This window comes from Paenibacillus sp. Y5S-9, from assembly GCF_036894235.1.
Classification (GTDB): Bacteria; Bacillota; Bacilli; order Paenibacillales; family Paenibacillaceae; genus Paenibacillus.
The window spans coordinates 758510-783121 of record NZ_CP145887.1; the positions used below are offsets into that span (position 1 = coordinate 758510).

Genomic DNA, 24612 nt, shown 5'->3' on the forward strand with positions numbered 1-24612 from the left:
TTTTCCCGATAGACTGTCCTCAGCAGTGTTAACGGGATTGGAGCGCTTCATACTGTCAGTCAAAATAACGAATACCCATGGCTTCTCTTACCTCTAACATCGTTTCCCGGGCCGCTTTCCTGGCCTCACGGGTACCCTCGATAAGAATCTCTTTCACTTGATCATCACGCTGTTCATAATAATTCCGTCGTTCGCGAAAAGGAGCAAGCAGATCATTGATGGCTTCACCTGCGATCTGTTTACAATCTTTGCATCCAATCCGCCCCTGACTGCAACCGGCATGTATTTCGTCTGCGTTCTCCTTGCGGAAAAGCTGATGATAGGCAAAAACAGGGCAGATATCCGGGTGTCCTGGATCAGAACGATGGATGCGGGCAGGATCAGTCTTGGCCTTGATCAATTTGGCTTTTACATCTTCAGGACTTGCATTTAATGAGATCGCATTCCCCATGCTTTTGCTCATCTTACCAACGCCATCCAGTCCTCCAAGCCGCTCTCCGGTCAAAATGCGGGGTTCGGGGAGAATGGGAGCGTATAACTCGTTGAACCGGCGAACCAATTTTCGTGCTGTCTCAATGTGAGGAATCTGATCTTCCCCTGCCGGAACAAGGGTGGCTTTACAGAATGCAATATCAGCAGCCTGACTGACCGGATATCCAAGAAATCCGTAGTACAGGTCGGTATATCCGCGATCACGTGCTTCGCTCTTGATGGTCGGATTATGCCGGAGTGTATTGACGGTAACAAACATGGAGAAGATCACAGTCAATTCCGCAATTTCCGGAATCATGGATTGAATGAACAGGGTAGCTTTGTTCGGATCAATGCCTACGGCGAGGTAATCAAGCGTGACTTGATGAACACTATCTGAAATCAGGCCAGGTTGATCATAGTGGGTGGTGAGTGCCTGAACATCTGCCAGTAAAATATAGGTTTTGTACTCTTCCTGCAATTGTACCCGACTGCGCAGGCTGCCTACGTAATGGCCGAGATGAAGTTGTCCGGTAGTCCGATCTCCTGTCAAAATAATATCCTTGTTTTTGTTCATGGTTTATTCTCCTTTGGTTTTGTGATTTTTCAACATTGAGCTGTCGCCACCAGCCGTCTTCCACGACCATCACCTCCTTTCAGCCTGCAAAAAAATCAAAAAAGCTTCGTCTTTTATCCCATTCCCCGGTTGGGAACAGAATAAAGGACGAAGCTTGTGCCTCGCGGTGCCACCTTCATTGGCCGCTCTGTTGCGGCCCACTTGAGGGATACGGATGAGGTATCTACCAGGAGCTCTTTTATGAGCTTCCATGCCTATCGATATCCTGTCCATGGATAACGGCTGGACATGCCGCCTCGCCTACTGAAAGTGTGTATTCCTAGGAACGGATACAGACTTGGTTCAACTTGGAACTCCGAAGCCCATTTCCACATATCCGATGCACCGACTCCCACCAGCCGCCGGCTCTCTGTAGCATCCTGACATATGTACTTCTCTTCATCATCGTGGATAACAAATGTTTACAATTTCCAGAATTATATCATGCTTTGATTCCACTGACCAGCCTATGTTTGCGACCACTCATATTGGTGCCAAGCACACCAGCGATAATCAACAATGCACCAATATAGTGGTAGCTACCCACTGGTTCATGCAATATCCATGCACCTCCTACGATGGAGATGAGCGTGGACAGATTGCTGAATACACTCATTTGCGAAGCCTCCAGATGGGTCAGAGCATAGCTCGCGAGCAGGGTGGAGATCATGGTGGAGAGAATTGCCAGATAAGCGAGCGCACCCAGATAGGATGTATCTCCAAGTGGTTTGATGTAGTCCATCATGGAACCGCTGGAAGCATGACGGATCAGGGAAGCGGCGTTAAATACAATACAGCCAACCATTAATGTGACCCATGTTAGTTCCATTGGTTTGTACTTCTGGGTTAATGGTCTTGCAAGCACACCATACCCTGCAAAACAGACTGTGGATAACAGCAATAATGCAATGCCTTTCAGGTTACCTATAGACATGCCGCTTCCTTGCATTATGAAGATAAAAACTACTCCAGCGACAGACAGAAGCAGGTACATCTTCTGCATCGTGGATGTGCGTTCCTTCAGGAAAACTGAAGCGAGAACGAGTGTGAATACAGGAGCCATAGCCTGAATAATACCAGCTTCCGATGAGTTGGAAGATACAAGTCCAAAGGCTTGAAAGGCAAAAAATAAAACGGGAGATAACAGCCCCAGTGGAATAATTCTCCACAGATCACGAAGGCTAAGTCGAATTTTGATCCAGCCAAAAATGATAGGAATGCTGACAACGATCAACGACAGCGCGAATCGGTGGGCAAGCACATCAATCGGATGTGCAACAGTGACGGTCATTTTAACAAATAGAAAAGATAGACCTATAATAGCTGCGTACAGTATAGCTGCGATATAAGCATATCCCCGAGTGTGTGTTGTGTTCATGAATGCTCCTCCAATACAGTAGTCATAGCGTTTTATCTTTCATTATCCTGAATTATGTCAGGTTCGAGGCATGTGCTGGCCTTATTCAATATACTGCCGGGTGCATCGTGCTACAATAGATAAAAGGTTAAACTGTATCGGTACAGTTGTTGGAGAGGGATGGGTGCATTGAGAAAATACGAAGTGATTGCCGAAGCGTTAAAGCAATGGATTCAGGAACAGATGCAGCAGCAGGATCGTCGCCAGTGGGCGGATAAGGGCATTCGACTGCCAGCAGTTCGAGTTGTAGCAGAACAATATCAATGCAGTGTAAGTACAGCGATTCGAGCATATGAGTGGCTGGAACAGCGGCATTTGGTGTACGCCATACCTCAATCCGGTTATTATGCTGTACAGAACGGGACAGGTGCTCAGGACATGGACTGGCAGGGAGCGTTGGACTTTGCTTCAGCTGCTCCCGATCCAAGAGTGTTCCCTTATGCAGACTTTCGTCACTGTGTGGATCAGGCGATGGAGAAGAAGCAGGCAGAGTTATTTATGTATGGCACGGATCAGGGATTACCTTCGCTAATTCTGCTGTTGCAGAAGCAGTTTTCGGATTATCAGGTGTTTGCGAGAACAGAGCAGTTCTTTATCACGTCAGGTGTGCAACAGGCACTGGCTGTACTTGCATTGATGCCTTTTCCCAATGGAAAGAGAAAAGTACTGCTTGAACTACCGACCTATCATAATATGCCCTCGCTACTGAGTGGATTGAATGTGCCGATTGCCGGTGTGAGACGTACCCTGGATGGGCTGGACTGGGCATCGCTTGAACGTCAGTTCGCTGAGGAAGATATCAAGTTTTTCTATGTGATGCCGCGCTTTCACAATCCGATTGGCACATCTTTGACTGTTGCTGAGAAAAAGAAACTGATCCGGCTTGCACAGCGGTACGATGTCTATCTGGTGGAGGACGATTATCTGGCTGATCTGGAGGACAATACGAAACAGGACCCGCTATGGTCATATGATACGGAAGGCCGGGTCATCTATCTGAAGAGTTACTCCAAAATTTTGTTTCCAGGCTTGCGCATTGGTGTAGCTGTTCTGCCTTCGCCTCTAATTGAATCGTTTGGTGCATACAAAAAAATGCTCGATATCGACACTTCAGTCCTGTCTCAAGCTGCTCTGGAGATCTATGTCCACAGCGGAATGTTTGCTCATCACAGGAAAGTGATTCGTAACCGCTATGCTGCCCGGATGAACACGGTGCATGAGCAACTGGACACATATACAGACTTTGCTCCATTTATGGAGGCTCCTCGAACAGGAGGGGAGCATACCGTATTGCCTTTGGCGGGTGATATCCCACTTCGTGTTCTGCTGTCCCGGCTTCAAAAGCGTGGTGTCATCGTTGATACAACAGAACGGTATTATCCGGAGGGAACATATCAGGTGCATGAGGATCAAATGCTGCGATTGAACATCTCCAATGTGCCGAAGCAGAGAATCGAAGAAGGGATGCAGGTGATCCAGGAGGAAATTTTGAAACTTCAGATCAGGCAGAAATAACGTGAAGAATCGGAGTGTTGTCCGTATATAACAAAAGGCGTCCACACAAGTTGATCACTTGTTGGACGCCTTTTCCATGAATTGTTTTCCACCGACCATACAGCTTGTACGCTATATTGTAGATGGAAATAATCCGTTTTATTCCTGAGCCATCGCCTTGAAGGAAGCTTCTGCGGCTTCCAATGTAGCCTGAACATCCTCGTCTGTATGGGCCGTGGTCAGGAACCAAGCCTCATATTTGGATGGAGCCAGGTTAATGCCACGGTTCAGCATGTGACGGAAGAAGGAAGCAAACAGCTCTCCATCCGTGTCTTGAGCATGATCATAATTCGTAACCGGATGGTCACAGAAATGGGTGGAGAATGCACCACGAATCCGGTTGATCGTCAGTGCAATTCCATGACGGTCAGCAGAAGCTTGCAGACCTGCTGTCAGGTCGATAGCAAGGCGTTCCATCTCTTCGTATACACCTGCGCCTTGCAGGACCTCCAGACATGCGATACCAGCCGAGATGGATGCAGGGTTACCAGCCATCGTTCCTGCTTGATAAGCAGGGCCGAGTGGAGCAACCTGCTCCATAACATGTTTGCGTCCGCCGTAAGCACCGATTGGCAGGCCGCCACCAATAATTTTACCAAGAGCCGTCAGATCGGGTTCAATCTCCGCATGATTATCGAGTCCGGCATACGTCTGTGTAGAACCGTAATGGAAACGGAAAGCCGTAATAACCTCGTCATAGATAACCAGTGAGCCGTTGGCGCGTGTCATGGCACAGAGACCTTCCAGGAAGCCAGGCTCCGGCATAACCATACCGAAGTTCCCAACGATCGGTTCAACCATGACTGCGGCAACATCATCACCCCAGCGCTCCAAAGCATCCTTCAGGGCTTCCAGATCATTGTAGGGCACAGTAATGACTTCTTGTGCAATACTGGCTGGAACTCCCGCACTGTCAGGAATTCCGAGCGTGGACGGCCCAGAACCCGCAGCCACAAGCACCAGATCCGAGTGACCGTGGTAACATCCGGCGAATTTTACGATCTTGTTGCGTTTGGTGTAGGCACGGGCTACGCGAATCGTGGTCATAACCGCCTCTGTACCGGAGTTTACAAAACGCACTTTATCCATGGAAGGAATGGCTTCTTTCAGCATTTTGGCGAGCTTGATCTCAAGCTCTGTTGGGGTACCGTACAGCACGCCATTTGCTGCAGCTTCCGTAATTGCCTGCGTAATATGAGGGTGAGCATGTCCTGTAACAATCGGACCGTAAGCGGCCAGATAATCAATATAACGGTTGTCATCGACATCCCAGAAGTGGGCGCCTTGGGCTTTTTTCATAAATACAGGTGCACCACCACCAACGGCTTTGAACGAGCGTGAAGGGCTGTTAACCCCCCCAACAATATGTTCAAGTGCTTCTGCGTATAGAAGTTCGGAACGGGAACGTGATGTATTCATAAGATAACTTCCTTTCGTAATGCAAAATATGATAAAGGTACAAGCTACAGAAAGATATGATGATTTTCTCATAATAGTATAGCCGGGCACAACGAGAGGGCAGCGTAATGGCTGCCCTCTGCATGTTTAGATTACTGAGCCGGTTGCTCTGACTTTTGATCGTCACCACTGGCTGTTTTATCTTCGGTGCTGGTTGTACTATCATCCGTTGTAGCAGGCGGGTGAATAATATCCTGAATATGCTGCTTCAATTTCTCTTCATTGGTAACCGTCAATACTTGCGCACCGCCTGCTGTACGTTCTTCTTTCAGCAGGTTCATTGGCGGGATCTGCTCACTGCCATTCATGCTGCTCTGGTAACCGAGGCCACCCAGTTTCCACATATCGGAGAGTGTCAGATTCGTATCCACATAGGGATTAACCTGTTCCAGAATGGAAGGCAGCTTGGCAATGGTAGTTGTTGACTGCATTTTCGCCGTCACAGCTTTCAGCAACTCACGCTGACGCTCGGAACGAGCGAAATCCGACATCGCATCATGGCGGAAACGAACGTACATGAGGGCTGTTTCGCCATCCAGATGCTGATACCCTTTTTTGAGATCAATATCGTATTCGTTATTGTCTGCTTTACTTGTATAGTGCATGTCTTTCTCCACATCAAAATCAACACCGCCAACGGCATCCACCAATTTGATGAATCCCTGGAAATCCGTATACACATAATATTGTACAGGAATGCCGAGCAGGTCGCCGGCAGCTTGCATCGCTGCATTAGGACCATGGGTGATGGCAGTGTTGATCCGTTCTTTGCCATATCCGTCAATATTGACGTAAGTGTCGCGCAGAATGGAGAACAGATTGATTTTTTTGGTAAGTGGGTCGAGCGATACAACCATCATGCTGTCGGAGCGGGGAACTTCACCTTTTTTCAATCCGCGCGCATCGACACCCATAACGAGAATATTTACCGTTTCTGTGCCTTCCCATTTTGGAGGGTCAGGAGTATTTACTTTCTCCACATTCTCGATACCTGCGAATGGTGATTCGTCGCCGTCTTTTGCCAAACCGTCCAACTGATTGAGAATAGAACCGAAATAATATGCCGCTGCTCCTCCGATAATTAACACGAAGGCGGCAAGAGAAATCCATATGGTTCTCTTCGTCTTTCTGGTCATGCTAGCTCTCCTTTGTATTTGAGATGAAATAAAAAAACGAGTTCGAGTATTCAAGTAAGATCTAGTCGAAGCTTTCCGTACACGTCTTTTCCCAACATAAGGGCAGGACGCGGCTCCAGACTATTTTAAAGCTTGCTGAATTTTGACTGATACCATTATAATTTCTTTTTGGGCTACAAGCAATTTCAACAAAATCCAAGTGAGGTATAATCATGCTGGCGATTGATGTCAAAGATTTGCGCAAGTCGTTTAGCGTCCAGAAAAGCCGAGGTGGGCTGAAGGGCGCATTCCAAGACCTGTTTGCACGTCAATACCAGGAGGTATTGGCTGTAAATGATATTTCATTTCAGATTCCGCAGGGCGAAATTTGCGGATATATTGGGGAGAACGGTGCCGGTAAATCAACAACGATCAAGATGTTGACCGGCATTTTGGTGCCTACTTCAGGGCAAATATCGGTTGGTGGATATGTTCCGTATCAGGAACGGGAGAAGTTTGTACAGAATATTGGTGTTGTTTTTGGTCAGCGCAGTCAATTGTGGTGGGATATTGGCGTTATCGAATCCTTCCATTTATTGCGCAAAGTATATCGTGTAGGAGAGGTCGATTTCCGGAAACGTCTGGATGAACTGGTTGAGCGATTGCAGCTTCAGGACCTGTTAAGCCGTCCGGTGCGGAAGCTCAGTCTTGGTCAGCGTATGCGCTGCGAGTTAGTGGCAGCCTTGTTGCATAATCCGAGTATTGTTTTCCTGGATGAGCCAACTATTGGTTTGGATATTGTGGTGAAGTCGGAAATTCGGGATTTCTTGAAAGATATGAACAAGGAGCATGGAACGACCATCCTGCTCACCACCCACGATTTGCAGGACATTGAGGCCCTGTGTTCCCGGGTGATCATGCTTGATGCGGGCAACATCATCTATGATGGTGGTCTGGATCATCTGAAGTCCCAGTGGGGCAAGGAGCGGGAGATCCGCTTCAAGTTTGGCTCAGCTCACAACATCAGTCAGATGCAGGAATGGACTGCTGCGTTGCCTGTGCGTTGGACAGTAGAGAATGAATTGTCCGCATCTGTATGGATTCCGCTGGACCTGAATGTTTCGGATGTACTCGGACGTGTCGTTGGACAGGCTGATATTACCGATATTCAGATTATCGAGATCAACACGGATGAGATTGTGCGCAGTATTTACCAATCCGGTTCCGCCGAGCGTCCCAAGATTGTGGGAGCAGGGAAAGAAGCGGTGGGTGTATCCTGAGATGAATAGTGCATTTATTGATTTTATGCGCATCCGTTTTCTAACGATGCTGGCATACCGGGTGAATTATTACTCCGGCATTTTGATATATACGCTGAATATCGGCGTGTATTACTTTACCTGGCAAGCCATTTACGGTAGCAGTGGTGAACTCGGCGGTTTCACGGCAGCGCAGATGACCACTTACATCGCTGTATCCTGGATGGCACGTGCTTTTTACTTTAACAATCTGGACCGGGAGATTGCCGCAGACATACGGGATGGCTCCATTGCGATTCAATTCATCAGGCCGATCAATTACGTTATGGTCAAAATGATGCAGGGTCTTGGTGAAGGCATTTTCCGCTTCCTGCTCCTCATGATTCCAGGGATGCTCATCGCCATTCTGCTGTTCCCGGTTGAATTGCCTACGGCGCCATCGGCGTGGATCGGCTTTCTCGTCATGCTGTTCTTCAGTTTCCTCATTAATTCCCAGATTAATGTGATAACGGGACTGGCAGCATTCTTTGTGGAAAACAATGAAGGCATGATGCGTATGAAACGCGTCGTGGTTGATCTGTTCTCTGGTCTAATCATCCCGATCAGCCTGTATCCAGGCTGGATGTCCGCGGTGATGAAGGTATTGCCTTTTCAGGCCATTACGTATCTGCCCGGTTCCGTTCTCACTGGAAGAGTGGAAGGTACCGCCATCTGGAATGTACTCGGTATTCAGGTGTTCTGGTTTGCCGTGTTACTGCTCCCGATGGTATTGATCTGGCGTAAGGCGCGCAAGCGTCTGTTCGTGCAAGGGGGATAACGGAATGTACTATATGGGGCTGATCTGGGAATATTTGAAGAACTACATGAAAACACGACTCACGTACCGTGCTGATTTCTGGGTGGAGATTCTATCGGATCTGCTGTTCCAGGCAACCAACCTGATCTTTATCTTTGTGGTCTTCCGTCATACGGATAACCTGGGCGGCTGGAGCGAGAGTGAAGTACTCTTTGTTTATGGATATTTTATGGTGCCCTATGGCATCTTCAGTTGTTTTATCAATCTGTGGGGGTTCAGCGAGCGGTATATCGTCAAAGGTGAGATGGATCGTATCCTGACACGCCCTGCACATAATCTGTTCCAGATCTTGCTTGAAAATGTAGACCCGCCTGCACTCGTGGGCTCGTTTATCGGCTTGATTATCATGATCTTCAGCGGAGCAGAGATGGGCTTGATGCTGGAGTGGTGGCATATTCCTGCCTTGATTATTTTGGCACTCAGTTCAGTAATGATCTATGCCGGCATTTATACCACACTTACTTCGTTGTCCTTTTATTCAGACGCACCAACAGGTATTCTGCCATTGATGTATAACATCCAAGGGTATGGGCGTTACCCTGTGACGATCTATAACCGTGCCATTCAGGTACTGCTAACCTGGATCATTCCGTTTGCCTTTGTGGGCATCTATCCGGCAGCCTTGTTCCTGGAGAGGTCCGAGATGCATCGGATGGCGCTCCTCACACCTGTGATGGGACTGGTGTTTGGTTCCATGGGCTTGCTTCTGTGGAATTATGGCGTGAAACGGTATCGCGGAGCAGGATCATAATAACGCCCTGATAACAATTCATGGGCAAGACTAGGGAGGAACTGACATGACGTTAACTGTAGGCGAACTGGCACCGGATTTTGAGCTTCCGTCCAGTACGGGAGAATCAGTAAAGCTTTCGGATTACCGCGGACAGCGGGTACTGCTTTATTTTTACCCCAAGGATATGACTTCGTCCTGTACACAACAGGCTTGTGATTTCCGGGATCGACATGCTGAATTTGAAGGGCTGAACACGGTCATTCTCGGAATCAGCACCGATCCAATGAAACAGCATGACAAGTTTATCGCCAAGTATGGACTGCCGTTCACCTTGTTATCGGATGAAGAGCACATTGTTGCCGAGCAGTACGGCGTATGGCAGTTGAAGAAAATGTATGGCAAGGAGTACATGGGTATGGTTCGCTCCACTTTTCTGATTGATGAAGAGGGGAAATTGATCAAGGATTGGTCCAAAGTTCGGGTCAAAGGACATATTGAGGCAGCACTTGAGGCTGTGAAGGCATTGTAATGTAGTGACCTGGATATGTATGAATGCATGCATATAATCCGTTGCATCACCAAAGGCTGTGTTTCGCGGAATTTACCGTGAACACAGCCTTTTTAGGTGGGCAATCGTTTTGGATGGGTTGAATTGTTTTTGCTCTTGCCAGAACGAATTCGATGCACGAGAAGAAGGAATAGCGGAATAATAAAGCTAACCGTGATATCCCAGTCCACCCAAGCAGGCATGATCGTATTGGTGTAGAAAATGACATTGGGAGAAATCAGCACTGCTAACGCGAATAATAACATCGCTGATGGCAAAATGAGCGGTTTATATGTCTTTAATCGAAATAACTGAGCTGTTCCAACGACAAAGGAGAACATGTAAAGCAGGCTTTTGAAATAGGTAGCAATTAACCAGGCAGTCGCCATGAAGGCCTCAATTCGCTCAAAAAAGTTGCCGATATTAATTTTCTGGGACAGGGTATAGGAGATGTAGATGTCATGCTGGGTCAGAAAGGGCCCAAAAATCATGAGCGAAATGACCAACAGTGTGGTTAGCAGCAGCCCTCCGCACAAAGTGGCGAGTAACATATCACGTTTGACATGAGGCCCAGACATCACATAAGGAAGAACCATGGTGATCACGATTAGTTCACCAAAGGAAGTAAATGCCCCTCTAATGATAGACTGCATCAAATGAAGCCAAGGGGTGTCCAAATAAGGCAGTAGATTTGAACTTTTTACTTGGGGCATCAGCCCTAAAAATAAAAGAATCATAAACGAAACAACGATGGGGGCTAGCATTTCACTGCTTCCTCCTATTGTACGCAAGCCATGCATAAGCCCCCAGACCAGAGTGCACATAAGGATAATTATAATGACCCGGATGGGGGTCTGAAGATAGATCTGTGTGGTCATAAAGTCACCAACCTCACGGATACATATGACAGCGCCTATGGCGAAATAAAATAGATATGCAACTGACAGAACAGACCCTACCCATCGGCCAAGTATTTTTTGGCAGATTTCAATAAGGGAAAGATCAGGATGCGTCTGATGAAGTTTGTATAGTACCCACATGATGAGTATGCCGATCGGTTGGCCGATAAGAGAACAGATCCATGCATCCTGTTTACCAGAAGCAGTAACCACGGAGGGGTAAAGTAGAATCATGTCCCCAATCATGACGAGAAAGGTAAGGACTGCAAATTGCCTAATGGTGATTTTCTCCTTAATTAACATAGACACCGTTCTCCTTCTCTATATTCAGCATGGATGATATTCATGAATGAACTCCATTTTTCCATCCATCCCAGGCTCCTTCTCCCCAAAAAATAGTACTTATTCCTGTGAGGAATTGTTGGGAGTAACCGATGATTTTCTGAAAGACTTGAGCCATTGTATCAACAGAAGACAGGCCGGCAGAATGATCCCCAATGTGGTATCCCAATCTACCCAGTATGGAACAACGGTGATTACGATGAAGGTTATGCTGGGTGAGACCAGATTGGCTAAACCGAACACGAGTATGGACGCAGGGAGTACCAGTATCTGATACTGCTTAAGCTTGAACAGTTCCGCACAACCAACAATAAAGGCGTATAAGTATATCATCGCTTTGAAGTACGTAGAGATCAGCCAGGAAGAAGCCATAATGGCTTCAATACGTTCAAAAAAGCCCCCAATACTAATTTTCTGAGATAAAACAAAAGAAGCATATATGTTATGTTGCGTAAGAAAGGCACCCAAGACCAGCAACGATATGGTAACAAGCGTTGCCAATACCAAGCTGCCTAAACCAGCTGCAATAATTACGTCTCGTGTTCGATGAGCCTGCTTGGCAACGTAGGGCAGTATCATCATGATGGGAACAACTTCACCGATCGGATATATAATGCTTACCAGAATGCCCTGCGAGATAGAGACAACACTCGTATCACTTGCTGGCTTCAAATTTCTGGTATCAATCTGAGGAAGCAGGCAGACTGCAAGGACGACAATAAACACAATAACGACGGGCATCAGTAGTTCACTACTTCGTCCCATCGTCTCTAATCCGTGAGACACTCCCCAGGCGATCACGATGACAAACATCAGAATGATGATGCGAATGGGAGTGTACGGGAAGATTTGAGTGGTCATGAAGTCGCCGACTTCTCTCGTATGCGTGGAAGCACCAATAATGAAAAAGAACAGGTAGAAGCAGGAAAAGAAAGTACCTGGCCAGAACCCTAGAATGCTTCGTGCCATCTGCACCAGATTTTTGTCTGGGTGCATACTACATAACTTCAGGATCATGGCCATCAGTGCCATCCCCAGAGGAACGCCTATAAAAGCACAAATCCAGGAGTCTTGTTTGGCATAAGACGTGATGACTGAGGGGTAGATCAGCATCATATCCCCGACCACCATCATAAAAGTGAGAGTGGTCAATTGTCTTGTTCCAAGGCGCCCCTGTTCCAGCATAATGGTCCTCTCCTTTTTCTAGGTTCCCGTCAGACGTGCCAAGAATTGATTAACAGGTTCATAGATCCACATGATGATATAGAGTGGACTGGGGAAATCCCACAGGTTGGCTGCAATCACACTGAACCCTGTGGCTATGACGAGCATCCCGCTGTACACAGCGGTTTCCCTCCATTCCTTGCGGCGGATGAGACCCGGAAGATCAACTAAGCCTACGAGGCCCCCTATGACAATAACAGTAATTGTAATCAACATCCGGTCTCACTCCTTCAAATCCTCCTTGAATGAATCATCCAGTGTACCTACACGTTTGATCTGTACATTGGCTTCGTACGTAACATCCAGATTCTCAAAATATTGATCCCAATCCTTCTCAATCTTTTTGAAAAATTTAGGATCGGCATGATACACTTCCTGACCGAATCCAAAAATGTCAATATGGAACTTTCGCCGCACGGAATTCACGGATTTTTCCATCAGGTCTATCAGTCGCTCCTCACTGTCCTTTTCCAACTCTTTGAGTGTTTTCATTGAACCAATTTTGATTCCGCACTCTACTGCGCCAATGGAAGACACATTTTTGAGTTTGATGTGGATCACAGGTTGGTCGTTAATGACCTTTGCTTTTCGTTGGGTCTTGGTGCGGAGAGCTTTGAAAGTCACTTTTCCTCCCTTTCGGCAAGGCAGGTGACTGATAGTAGACACCACATTGTCACGGATATAGTTGTATCCTTTTGATTCATCTTCCGTTAACCAGCCGATCAGTTTGTCCTTTTTAAATATGCTTAATCCCGTAGAATTCAGTCGGGCGGGAGACTTGATTGTCGCAATATTATCTTTACTTCCGCTTATCTCTGAATTGCCAACGATCCCTACACCAGTGATTACAGGCTGTATTCCAGGCGTCAGCATATAATCAATTAATTGGTCTCCGGTTACGGTTGTTGTGGGAGACCAGGTCTTGGCAGACACATCCAAAGAATTAAATAACTTCTCCGCAGGAATGTTTTCCAATGGAGTAAGTACGTCCAGTACTTTGGAAGCTGTAGTATTTCGTGCAACCATGACGTAATAATCAGGCCTGGCAGTAGGTTCCCTCATTAACGCTTCCATGACATCGTAGATGCCCTCTTTGCGTGCATATTCTTCTCCGAACACCAGTACACGGATATGTGCCATGAATATGCGACGTGGGCTTGTCTCGGTCAGCTTCTGAATCGCTTCAAACAGCGTGGGCGCGGACGCTTCATACAGCGTGACAGGAGTACCGTTCCCTCCCCCTGACTTGGAGGATACTTCATTCGGCACGACGACCTGAGCGCTCACTTTAATCAAATCGCCATCCTTGTCTACACCAAGACCCAGCATAATGCCAAGTTCATTCAGTTCCTGGCGATCCCAGCATCCGGTAAGGAGAGGGAGCAGGAATACAATGCATACAATTAATCGGAAGCACTTGTTCATACGTTGTTCTCCTTACCGAATTAACGCTTCATTTTTTTGCTGGATTGTCTGATTTTGTTCGGGGTACCCGTAGAGAATGGACGTGTTTTCATATGGGACCAGGGTACACGAAACAGCGTATCTTTCAGATCTTTCTGAATTAGAGGTGCAAAGGGGGACATATACGGTACGCCAAAAGAACGCAAGCTGCACAGGTGTGTAACTGTGATAAGCAGAACAATTAGAATACCGTAGAAACCAAAAGCTGCCGCAAGTATCATTAATACAAATCGCAAAATCCGGACAGAGATCGAAAGTCCATTCTCCGGAATGACATAACTGGATATGGCCGTAATGGAAACGATAATAACCATTGCAGCGGAGACAACTCCTGCATCTACGGCTGCTTGGCCAATGACCAGCGTTCCGACAATGGAAACGGCCTGACCCACTGTTTTTGGAATACGTATACCTGCTTCTCGCAAAATTTCATAGGTCAGTTCCATCAGTATGGCTTCAATGAATGCAGGAAAAGGAACGCCCTCACGTTGAGCTGCCAGACTAATGAGCAGATTGGTGGGTAACATCTCCTGGTGAAAGGTGGTAATGGCAATATAGAAGGAAGGAGCTAGTAAAGCGATAAAAAAGGACAGATAACGAATCAAACGAATCAATGTGCTGATATCGGCCCGTTGGTAGTAATCTTCCGGCGATTGGAAGAAATGTACGAACAAGGCTGGAACCAGCAGCACAAAAGGCGTGCCGTCCACGATGATGGCTACTCTTCCCTCAAGTAAGGCAGCACAAACCGTATCCGGACGTTCACTATTGTAAACGGTGGGGAATAACGTGCCTGTTTCGTCCTGTACAAGTTCCTCGATGTACCCGCTCTCCAGAATCCCGTCAATGTCGATCTCATCGAGCCTGCGCCTTAGTTCCTCTACCACTTCTGGATCAACGGTATGCTTCAAATATAAGACCGCAACCCTTGTTTTGGTGATACGACCAATCTCCTTTTCTTCGATCCAGAGATGAGGGTCACGAATCCGTTTGCGAATCAAGGAAGTATTTGTACGCAAATTTTCATTAAATCCCTCCATAGGACCCCGAACAACGGTCTGTGAGATGGGTTCACCAACAGCACGGTCTTCCCACCCAGCTGCGGCAATTTTCAATCCTCGTACACTGCCTTCGATTAGCAGGATGGCCGAACCGGACAGGAGAGCATTAAGCACATCTTCCATGTCATCCACAAATGTTACATTGCTCGCAGCCAGAATGTCATTCTGGAGGTAGCTTAGATGCTCATCATCTGCGGAGAATTCTGGAAGTTCATGTGTCTTTAACAGGGATTCCAGGATGGAATGATTCAGAATCTGAACATCCACTAATCCATCAATGTACAACATGACTGCAGGCCATTTATGTAAACACTGGAGAGGGCGCATCATCAAGTCGTTGCTGTTTCCCATCACTTGCTTGCAGTATTCCATATTTTCGCTTAGATCCGGAGAGATTTGCCTCTGATCTTGGCGTTCCAGCGACGATTCACTCATGCCTTCACCTCCCTATACACCCTATATTTTCAAGTTAGTATGACCTGGATGAATTCGGATTATCACAAAAAAAAAGGAGCCGCGATTACTCGCAACTCCTTGCCTGCTTATTATAGATGGACTTTTGTCCGAGTTTACTTTTGTCTTTGTCGAACAGGGGCTGGCTTGGATACGGTGGATTTTGCTGCCCATGCTTTGCGGTAACGATAGAGCACGGCTACGATGAGCAATAGGCCGATTCCTCCCACGATATATGCTGCATTTTGATGAGCCAGATGGAATACGGCGTTCCACTGAGGGCCAAATATTTTGCCAATGCCGAGAAACAGTACAACCCAGAACAGTGCGCCTGAATAGGCGTAGAGAGCGAATTTGCGAAAGGGAACAGCGGCTATGCCCGCGAAATACCCGGTGAAATGCCTTACACCCGGAATGAAATAACCGATGAAGATTAAGGCATTACCATACTTGGCGAACCACTTTTGCGTTTTATCGAGCTTGTCCTGCTTCAGCAGAAACCATTTTCCGTATCGTGTTATAAAGGGCAGACCTGCTTTGGCTCCAATAAAATAAGTGATGGTCATGCCAATCGTTGTCCCCAGAAAAGCCAGTATGGTGAGGATTCCAAAGTCGAGATGCCCCTTGTAGGAGAGAAACCCTGCGTAAGCCATCGTTGTTTCACCAGGAAAGGGAAGTGCGATGAATTCAAGCAACAAGCCAAAAAACAAAACGCTGTATCCGTAGGACCCAAACAGATGTTGGATCTTCTCAAGCAATTCCAATAGATTTCACTCTCCTGAATACGGGGTGGGAGCATGAATACTCTCCAAGGTGTTTTAATGTGTTCTGCCTTTTCATTATGCTACCTAATCTGAAGCGAAGAATCAATCAGGCTAGATAGCAAATTGTGAAAAAATATTAAACAAAATCACGTCTTTTTTCAATGAAGCCTCCATATAATTCTAACAAATCTGCTGAAGTCTATCAGCAAATTACTAGAGACGGTGGAGGTCGATTCGTAAATGGTACAGAGACCGGAATTGAGAAGCAAGGAAAATGGGGGGAACTCTGCAACAACCATACATATGTTTTTATCTGGACAATGGTCTGTCATTCTCGTGCGAATTGCGATATTGCTATGTGCATTCGCTGTATATGCAGGCACGGCTTATGCATCTTCTGCTTCCGGCTCAGGTGATCCAATTTCGGAAGATAAGAATACTCAAGACAAGGTAGTCTATCTGAGTTTTGACGATGGACCGGGTAACCATACCCGTGAAGTATTGGATATTTTGCGCAAGGAGAAGGTTTTGGCTACATTTTTTGTGCTGGGTGAGCAGGCAGAGCGTTATCCCGAGTTAATCCGGGGGCTTGTGGAGGATGGACATGCTTTGGGCAATCATACGTTTAATCATCAATACGAACAGCTATACAGTGATTTTAAAGTGTTCTGGAAACAGATCAAGCAGACAGAGGAAGTGCTGGAGCGTATAACCGGTTTCCGTCCGAATCTGGTGCGAGCACCAGGCGGTACATACGGGCATTTTGACCAGAGTTATTTTGATTTGCTCCAACTGGGTGGATACACCGTCATGGACTGGAACGTCGATAGTGGAGATTCCAAGCGTAAGGGTGTTCCGGCCAAAGAGATCCTCAGCAATTCGACCAAAGTACCTGCGGGAGCACGTTCGGTCATTGTCCTGATGCATGACGGTGGTGCACATGCTGAAACGGTAAAAGCTCTTCCGGGTATTATCAAATATTATCGTGATCATGGATATCGTTTTGACACCATAAAGAGTACGGATCAACCAGTTCAATTCCGTGTACATCCAGATAGTAAGTTTAAGGCCCGCAAGGTGCCGGGAAAGGCCTGGATCGCAGAGCATGTAGAAGCAAATGCGACGTTGTGGCTCGCAACCAAGAAGCTGAAGGTAGAGGTGGGATTAGCCGCGGCTACCTTGCAACCGGGCGAGTTCCGTATGGAAGGTCAGCGAATCATGGTGCCTTTGCGTACATTCATGAAAAAATTCGGGGGCAGCACTCGCTGGGACTCTGAAACAAGGACAGCCATAGCAGTATGGAAGGAAAGAACGATTCATGCAGACAGTGTGAGCGGAACACTGACCACAACAGGGGCAATTGAAACGGGAGCAGTACAGAGTCAGGGGGGAACCATCTGGGTTCCGTTACGTGAGTTACTGGAGCAGATGGGGTTGAGGGTGAATTCCTTAACCAGTAATGAAGCAGAGTGGACGGTCAAGGCGGGCACTTCCAGATCCATTTCGGCAATGAACAGCATATTTAAGTATAAAATGATCTGAAGAAAGTCATTCTTGCAGGACTATTCTCTCTACTTCCGGGCAACACTGAATCATAGATTACTATGGTTCAGGAATGCTGATGAACGGAAGGAGATCAGAGAAATGTCTTATATCCGAATGGAACATGAACATGCGGTCGAATTGTTAAACAGGGTCATGAAGCGTGTTGAGAGTGTGATTATTGGCAAAAAAACAGAGATTCGTTATGTCCTCACTGCAATGCTCAGTGGAGGTCATGTACTTCTGGAAGACGTGCCAGGTACCGGGAAAACGATGCTGGTTCGTGCCGTTGCTTCTGCACTGGACTGCTCCATGGGCCGGATTCAATTCACGTCCGATGTCATGCCGGCTGATGTTACGGGCACTTCAATCTATCATCCACATACAGCTGAATTCAAGTTTCGGCCCGGACCTGTCATGTCCAACATTGTCCTGGCTGATGAAATAAATCGCGCTTCACCACGCACTCAGTCTGCCCTGCTGGAGGCAATGGAGGAACGACGTATTACGGTTGATGGCACAACCTATGCCTTGCCACGCCCGTTCTTTCTGCTGGCGACACAGAATCCGTTACAGTTCGAGGGTACGTACCGTCTGCCTGAAGCGCAGCTGGATCGATTTATGATGAGAATTGGACTGGGGTATCCCGATCCGGAACAGGAATTGGAATTGTTAACCCGCATGCAAGGTAGAGAAGCGTTTGATGAACTTCGCCCTGTCCTGCTTGCTGAAGAAGTCGTAGCCATGCAGCGTGAAGTCAAACAGGTACATGTTGATCCGGTCGTCAAACAGTATCTGGTGGCCGTTGCTGTAGCCTCTCGCAGCCTTCCGGCGGTTAGATTGGGCATCAGTCCGCGTGGAACACTGGCCTGGATGGCTGCTGCGCAGTCATTTGCCTATCTTCAAGGGCGCAGTTATGTCATTCCGGATGATGTGAAAGAGGTAGCTGTGCCTGTCCTTTCCCACCGTATTCAATTGAAGGCCCAGAACAGAGCGGAGGTTTGGGGGCAAGTACAGGTCATTGAAGAAGCATTGTCATCGGTCCCGGTACCTGTACAGATGGCATCACAGGGAAGGGGACGGAAGCAATGACTGCGCTGGGACAACGGATTGTGAGTGCTGTCTTGGTGGTGGCTTTTGCTTCCTTGTATCAGTGGCATGGGGGCAAAGCGGCGTTGTTTCTATCCGTTATAACTTTCTTGATGTTCACAGGAGGTCTGCTTCTCCATTTGTTCAGACCACGGCGTATTCACATCCGTCGGAAAATACACACGAACCGGATTGAGGCAGGCGAGCAGGTACGGGTTCTGGTCGAACTGGAATTCAAATGCCGTATTCCATTGTTATGGATCGTTCTGTGTGAGAACACACCTGCAGGTGTTCATCGCAAATTAATTTTTCCGGGAACACGGCGACAATTTTCCTATCAATATGAATGTTCCGGGTTACGCAGAGGAATCTACAGATGGGATACGGGCAGATTGTACTGGGGTGATATGTTTGGCTGGAATACCCTCTCCGCAGAGACCGAAGGAGGTACACCCCTGATTGTTGTTCCTCAAGCAACGGCTTGGGGGAAGGATGATTCGGTAGAATTCGCAGCGATGATCGAAGGGACTCTGTCGGAGCGAAGAAATAGCCAGGGAAACCGTAGCCCTGAATTCCGTGAATATCAGCAGGGTGACCCACTGGGAAGAGTTCATTGGAAAAGTACAGCCAAAACGGGTAAACTTCAGACCTTTCTGCCTGATACCACGGATCTGGCTTCGCTCGGCATCCTTGTGTATGAAGGTGCGTCGGGTTATGACGTAAAACAACAGGAGAACATGGATGCACCTGCTTTTGAACGAGTGGTTCGTGCAGCTGCCCGCTGGATTCATACCGCTGAGCGGGATGACATTCCTTATCACCTGTGGATGGAAGGCGGTGATAAGAGCCATGATGCACAAGATCAATGGCAGCATGGGCCGTTCCATGCAGATGATGAGAATCATGGACTGGACAAGTTAGCGGGGGCACAAATATCCAAAGCACAATCAGGCTCTGTTTCACTCCGAACGGAGATGCTGGATGGACTGACGAGTGGGTCGCGAATTGTGGTTCTTACCGGTAAGATGGATCAGGTTCTGGCCGAATGGATCTTAACTGCAATCGGGTCGGGTTATCGTGTAGAGGTGCAATTGACTGAAGCAAACCAGGACCAATTAGGATCAACGGATAGATTGATGAATGGATTGGGATATGACAGCTTAAGTTTGGAGCGGCTTCGTCACAGCGGGGTGCCAATCCATGCGGTTACAGACGTTGCGTTATCTTCATTGGGAAAGGTGGAGGTAACGGATGTGGGAGCGTAATGGTAACCAGCAACCCAATTCCACTGTGGCCGACTTAGAGTCAACGGACCGTACGAGAATAGAATCGGCCCGTTCCGTATATAAAGTTGTGAACCAGAATTCTGTGAAGGATATAAAGGATGAGGGATATGTGAGCGTACCTGTCCTGTACAAAATTGTTATTTCGGCCATTTTACTTATACTGTCTCTGGAGTGGATATATCCGGTTACATCATCAGATCAGCAGGGCAGTGAACGGTTCTTGTCCGTAATGGCGGGATTAACGGGAGCATTGTTGCTCGCGGGGTTAATTCGTACAGGATGGATCACCGGAGTACTGATTCGATTATTCATTGCACTCGCTGCTTTATGTCTGATGTACGGAGGAAGTGATCCTGTCCGTTGGGCGGTCGCTTATCCGGGGATATTTTCAGCGGATATGGACACTTTTATAAATAACTGGCGATTTCACTCGATTAGTACAGAAACGAGAGGTTTGTTCATGATGTGCGGCTGGAGCATGCTCATGGCTTCTGTGCAATCCCTCGTATTGTTACGTCGAAGCGTTATGCTGTTTGGCAGTGCAACACTGCTCTATTTGCTTTTGCTTGAATCCTTTGCGGGGCTGGATGTGTATGCTTCTGTAATACGGTCTGTCCTATGGACTTTTCTTATTCAGGCTCTGCTCCAGCTATTACGTCTCAATGCAGGAGTCACTACTCCGAGTTATCGCGGCAGCCCCTATGGCCGTTGGAGTGCAGTAACTATCGTTGCTTCTGCAGGTATGGTGCTTTTCTCCGCGTTACCTGGCCAGTTTGCTTCCATTCCTCAGCCGGAACGCATATCTTTGGAGCAGATGGGTGAACGCTTAGCTCGATGGGCAGGGTATACACAGCACAGTAGTATCCCTGCTGCAACGGCAGTCACGGGATATAGTACAGCAGACGCGCCTATGGGAGCACCGTTGGTGCAAGGGAACTCCATCTTTTTTATAGCAAAGAGTCCAAAAGTGACGTATTGGCGAGGGGAGACCCGTTCATATTATAACGGTAGTACTTGGAGTGATCCGGGTCAAAGCTTCGAAACGGCAAGTCCATCCGGAATGCTGCGTGCTGATGGTTGGGAGAATCCAACCTATTGGAGTCGCATTCGCCAAACCGTCACGATGCAGCGAGAGTGGAAAGGACCAAATCCTCTCTTTACCGGGGGGATACCGGTTAACGTATCGTTCCAGGATAAGAACAAGGATAATCAGGAAAACATGTTTTCTTTGCTGTCTAATCGCGATTCGGCAACGTTGTGGCTCGCGAGCTCAGGGGACGATAAGATAGTTAAACATTATTCGGCAGACGTCATGGTTCCTGTCGCAACACCTGAACAGTTACGTCTGCTTGAGGAAACGAATAAAGGGAAAGATCCGGCAGCCATTCGGAGGGACTATCTGCAATTGCCTGCATCACTCCCTGGTCGAGTGCAGACGCTCGCCAAGGAAATTATTAAAGGCAGTGAGACCCGGTATGACGCTGTGCAAGCTGTAAAGACTTATCTGGCTGCTCATGCCGAGTATACGTTGGATACCCGTATGCCACCGCGTGGAACCGATTTTGTGGACGATTTTTTATTCGTCACCCGGCAGGGGTATTGCAATCATTTCTCCACAGCCATGATTGTGTTGCTGCGTGCAGAGGGCATCCCCGCACGCTGGGTTAAAGGTTTTGGCCCCGGAGTTGCTGACCCGGATGTGCCCAGTCAGTATGTGGTTTCACAGGGAGATGCACATTCCTGGGTAGAGGTGTATTTTCCGGGTGCAGGCTGGATGCCGTTTGAGGCCACGCCGGGCTTCACCATGGCGCAAGGCGCGAGCGAAGATGCTGCAGCGCTTGCCGGGGCGCAGCCTGTTGCGGAGACTCCGCCGTATATGAGCGGCGGATTGGCTAACGCGGGCGCATGGCTGCTCGCCCGCGCACGGGCCATTGCCGCGGAGCCATGGCTCGCGGCAGCCCTTGTGGCAGCGGCCCTGCTGGGCGCCGCTGCTCTGGTCCGCATGCGGCGGCTACGCCCCGCGCTGCGGATCAGGCTGCTGCTGGCGTGGCCACGCAGCAGCTTCCCGGACCGCGAGCGGCTGCTGGGTGCCGCCGCTCCGGTCTGGGCCGCGCTCGCGCGCCGGTACGGCCCGCGGCCGCCGGGTATGACGCTGCGTGAATATGCAGCGTCACCGGCTTTGGCCGCAGGCGCGGACGGCGCGGACATCGCGCGGTTTGCAGCCGACTGGGAACGGCTGCTGTACGGGCCAGACCGTCCGCTGCGCGCGGACAGCCTGGACTTCCTGCGCCGGGCACTTCGTTTGGCCCGGCGGTTGCAGACGTTGTAACACAAGGATGTTACAACGTTACACCAAAGATGCGAAGCTGCTGCCATACAATCGCTATCGCTTTCCAATAGAGCTTGGCCACTTGTGGGCAGATGAAGATCGCCATTGGCTGGCGCATTGTTATTTAAACGCAGCGTTTGGTTCATCGCTGCATGCCACACATAAGACGCCTTTCGCGCTACGCTGCGAACGAGGCGTCTTTCCACGATCATACACTTGAACCAGCATCTTGCTGCCAAGCTTTTCTATTCGGAATTTCATATTTAAAGGCATTTGGTAATCCTGTTTTGATATGTCGAAAAAAGGAGTTTCGCCTTTCCTTGACGGTATGTTTTGTCGTTGCGTATAATTAGTTTCATTGAATTGAGGGAGGCACGGTTATGAATAAGCAGAATGAGATTGTGGTTGTCCTTGACTTTGGGGGCCAATACAACCAGTTAATCGCCAGAAGAATCCGGGATCTTGGCGTATACAGCGAGCTTTTGCCGTATAACACACCGGCGGAAAAGATCGCAGAAATGGCACCAAAAGGAATCGTATTTTCAGGTGGGCCGTCCAGCGTATACGCTGAGAATGCTCCACACGTGGACCCAGGTGTTTATGACCTAGGCTTGCCAATCTTCGGTATCTGCTACGGAATGCAGCTTATGGCACAACAGCTCGAAGGTAAAGTAGAACGTTCCGAGAAACGAGAGTACGGTAAAGCAGACCTTGAGTTTGCCGCTGGATCTACACTGGCAAAAGGCATTGAAGGCGAACATACAGTATGGATGAGTCACGGTGACCACGTGGTTACACTTCCTCCAGGTTTCAAACTGGATGCAGGTACGGAAAGTGCGCCAATCGCTGCCATGAGCGACGATGAGCGTAAATTGTATGCTGTTCAGTTCCATCCGGAGGTACGTCACTCTGTTCGCGGTAACGACATGATTCGTAACTTCCTGTTCGAAATCTGTGGTTGCGAAGGCAACTGGACGATGGAAACATTCATCGATGACACCATCAAAGACATTCGTGAAAAAGTTGGCGACAGTAAAGTACTATGTGCGCTTAGCGGCGGTGTAGATTCTTCCGTTGTAGCTGCATTGCTTCACAAAGCCATTGGTGATCAACTGACATGTATGTTTATCGACCACGGTCTGCTGCGCAAAGGCGAAGCGGAAAGTGTAATGGAGACGTTTGTCGGCAAATTCGACATGAAAGTGGTCAAAATTGATGCACAAGAGCGCTTCATGTCCAAACTGGCTGGCGTGGATGATCCAGAACAAAAACGTAAAATCATCGGTAACGAGTTTATTTACGTATTTGACGAAGAGTCCAAGCAGTTCGATGATTTTGCATTCCTCGCGCAAGGTACACTGTACACAGACATCGTGGAAAGTGGTACAGCGACTGCACAGACCATCAAATCTCACCACAACGTGGGCGGTCTGCCTGAAGACATGAACTTCAAACTGATCGAACCGCTGAGCACGCTGTTCAAGGATGAAGTACGTAAAGTCGGTACCGAGTGTGGCCTGCCGGACGAAATTGTACACCGTCAGCCGTTCCCTGGTCCGGGTCTTGCGATCCGTGTTCTTGGTGAGGTTACTGAAGAGAAACTTAAAATTGTTCGTGATTCAGACTACATCCTGCGTGAAGAGATTGCCAAAGCCGGTCTCGACCGTGAAATCTGGCAGTACTTCACAGCCCTGCCTAACATGAAGAGTGTTGGCGTTATGGGTGATGCACGTACGTATTCCTACACCGTAGGTATTCGTGCTGTAACATCCATCGACGGTATGACTGCGGACTGGGCACGTATCCCTTGGGATGTGCTGGAGAAAATCTCCGTACGGATCGTTAACGAAGTTGATAACGTAAACCGTATCGTCTATGACGTAACTTCCAAACCACCTGCAACGATCGAGTGGGAATAATCAAGCGACACTCTATACACTGAAAGACGTTGATTTTACGCCGTTTATGTAAAACTCATAAGACTTTCTGAGATCAAAATTCCTTTGAATTGTCTCCAAGATTGTCGCCAAAAACTCTCGCCGAATGATTGTCGGTGGGAGTTTTTATTTAAGATTTACCCGATTGGGTGCGTGAAACGCGCGAAACATAAAACCACCTGCTAATGAAGTGATC

At 48.1% G+C, this 24612-nt stretch carries 20 protein-coding genes and 1 other annotated feature; of the genes, 10 read left to right on the top strand and 10 right to left on the bottom strand.

All coding sequences use genetic code 11. From position 1 onward, the window contains the following. Positions 1 to 55 precede the first annotated feature (55 nt). A complete protein-coding gene (gene trpS / locus V6669_RS03515) occupies positions 56 to 1048 on the bottom strand; it encodes a tryptophan--tRNA ligase (protein ID WP_338590740.1) in 993 nt (330 codons plus the stop codon). A gap of 140 nt (positions 1049 to 1188) precedes the next feature. After that, positions 1189 to 1502: a binding site (T-box leader), on the bottom strand. 27 nt (positions 1503 to 1529) lie between these two features. Beyond that, positions 1530 to 2465, bottom strand: coding sequence for a DMT family transporter (locus tag V6669_RS03520; protein WP_338590742.1), 936 nt, complete (start codon positions 2463 to 2465; stop codon positions 1530 to 1532). Positions 2466 to 2624: 159 nt separating this feature from the next. On the opposite strand from V6669_RS03520, the gene V6669_RS03525 reads away from it, so the two are divergent. Further along, positions 2625 to 4019 carry a PLP-dependent aminotransferase family protein gene (locus tag V6669_RS03525; protein WP_338590744.1) on the top strand — a complete coding sequence of 465 codons (1395 nt, stop codon included), beginning with the start codon at positions 2625 to 2627 and terminating at the stop codon, positions 4017 to 4019. 138 nt (positions 4020 to 4157) lie between these two features. Here V6669_RS03525 and V6669_RS03530 read toward each other — a convergent pair whose 3' ends face one another. Together V6669_RS03530 and V6669_RS03535 are read right to left on the bottom strand one after the other, a co-directional pair. After that, positions 4158 to 5477, bottom strand: a complete 1320-nt coding sequence (locus V6669_RS03530; protein WP_074093436.1) for a glutamate-1-semialdehyde 2,1-aminomutase — start codon at positions 5475 to 5477, stop codon at positions 4158 to 4160. Between the two features lie 131 nt (positions 5478 to 5608). Continuing rightward, positions 5609 to 6652, bottom strand: a complete 1044-nt coding sequence (locus tag V6669_RS03535) for an LCP family protein (protein WP_091018703.1) — start codon at positions 6650 to 6652, stop codon at positions 5609 to 5611. Positions 6653 to 6864: 212 nt separating this feature from the next. On the opposite strand from V6669_RS03535, the gene V6669_RS03540 reads away from it, so the two are divergent. The 4 genes from V6669_RS03540 to bcp are packed head-to-tail and all read left to right on the top strand — an operon-like array spanning position 6865 to position 10008. After that, a complete protein-coding gene (locus V6669_RS03540; protein WP_338590749.1) occupies positions 6865 to 7911 on the top strand; it encodes an ABC transporter ATP-binding protein in 1047 nt (348 codons plus the stop codon). Position 7912: 1 nt separating this feature from the next. Continuing rightward, positions 7913 to 8707, top strand: a complete 795-nt coding sequence (locus V6669_RS03545) for an ABC-2 family transporter protein (RefSeq protein ID WP_338590751.1) — start codon at positions 7913 to 7915, stop codon at positions 8705 to 8707. A gap of 4 nt (positions 8708 to 8711) precedes the next feature. After that, entirely contained in the window at positions 8712 to 9497 is a 786-nt protein-coding gene (locus V6669_RS03550; protein ID WP_076333833.1) for an ABC-2 family transporter protein, read from the top strand. Positions 9498 to 9543: 46 nt separating this feature from the next. Then, positions 9544 to 10008: a thioredoxin-dependent thiol peroxidase gene (gene bcp, locus V6669_RS03555; RefSeq protein ID WP_338590755.1), complete on the top strand. Its 465-nt coding sequence runs from the start codon at positions 9544 to 9546 to the stop codon at positions 10006 to 10008. A 92-nt stretch (positions 10009 to 10100) separates the two neighbouring features. Here the strand turns inward: bcp and V6669_RS03560 are convergent, their stop codons facing one another. The 6 genes from V6669_RS03560 to V6669_RS03585 form a co-directional block, all read right to left on the bottom strand. Further along, complete coding sequence (locus tag V6669_RS03560) at positions 10101 to 11228, bottom strand: endospore germination permease (protein WP_338590757.1); 1128 nt, start codon at positions 11226 to 11228, stop codon at positions 10101 to 10103. 99 nt (positions 11229 to 11327) lie between these two features. Further along, positions 11328 to 12452: an endospore germination permease gene (locus V6669_RS03565; protein WP_338590759.1), complete on the bottom strand. Its 1125-nt coding sequence runs from the start codon at positions 12450 to 12452 to the stop codon at positions 11328 to 11330. Between the two features lie 18 nt (positions 12453 to 12470). Next, positions 12471 to 12707, bottom strand: a complete 237-nt coding sequence (locus tag V6669_RS03570; protein WP_338590761.1) for a hypothetical protein — start codon at positions 12705 to 12707, stop codon at positions 12471 to 12473. A gap of 6 nt (positions 12708 to 12713) precedes the next feature. Further along, positions 12714 to 13916 (bottom strand): Ger(x)C family spore germination protein, encoded by a 1203-nt coding sequence (locus V6669_RS03575; RefSeq protein WP_338590763.1) that lies wholly within the window; start codon positions 13914 to 13916, stop codon positions 12714 to 12716. Positions 13917 to 13936: 20 nt separating this feature from the next. After that, positions 13937 to 15451, bottom strand: coding sequence for a spore germination protein (locus tag V6669_RS03580; protein ID WP_338590765.1), 1515 nt, complete (start codon positions 15449 to 15451; stop codon positions 13937 to 13939). 134 nt (positions 15452 to 15585) lie between these two features. After that, positions 15586 to 16233 (bottom strand): DedA family protein, encoded by a 648-nt coding sequence (locus V6669_RS03585; RefSeq protein ID WP_338590767.1) that lies wholly within the window; start codon positions 16231 to 16233, stop codon positions 15586 to 15588. 240 nt (positions 16234 to 16473) lie between these two features. Between V6669_RS03585 and V6669_RS03590 the strand changes: the two genes are divergently transcribed. The 5 genes from V6669_RS03590 to guaA all read left to right on the top strand — a co-directional run bounded on the left by V6669_RS03590 (position 16474) and on the right by guaA (position 24398). Then, entirely contained in the window at positions 16474 to 17775 is a 1302-nt protein-coding gene (locus V6669_RS03590) for a polysaccharide deacetylase (RefSeq protein ID WP_338590769.1), read from the top strand. A 102-nt stretch (positions 17776 to 17877) separates the two neighbouring features. Beyond that, positions 17878 to 18867 (top strand): MoxR family ATPase, encoded by a 990-nt coding sequence (locus V6669_RS03595; protein WP_338590771.1) that lies wholly within the window; start codon positions 17878 to 17880, stop codon positions 18865 to 18867. After that, positions 18864 to 20129 carry a DUF58 domain-containing protein gene (locus V6669_RS03600; protein ID WP_338590773.1) on the top strand — a complete coding sequence of 422 codons (1266 nt, stop codon included), beginning with the start codon at positions 18864 to 18866 and terminating at the stop codon, positions 20127 to 20129. The genes V6669_RS03595 and V6669_RS03600 overlap by 4 nt, the downstream gene beginning before the upstream one ends. Then, positions 20116 to 22479 carry a transglutaminase-like domain-containing protein gene (locus tag V6669_RS03605; protein ID WP_338590775.1) on the top strand — a complete coding sequence of 788 codons (2364 nt, stop codon included), beginning with the start codon at positions 20116 to 20118 and terminating at the stop codon, positions 22477 to 22479. The genes V6669_RS03600 and V6669_RS03605 overlap by 14 nt, the downstream gene beginning before the upstream one ends. Positions 22480 to 22859: 380 nt before the next feature. Further along, a complete protein-coding gene (gene guaA, locus V6669_RS03610) occupies positions 22860 to 24398 on the top strand; it encodes a glutamine-hydrolyzing GMP synthase (protein WP_091018677.1) in 1539 nt (512 codons plus the stop codon). The last annotated feature ends 214 nt before the right edge of the window (positions 24399 to 24612 follow it).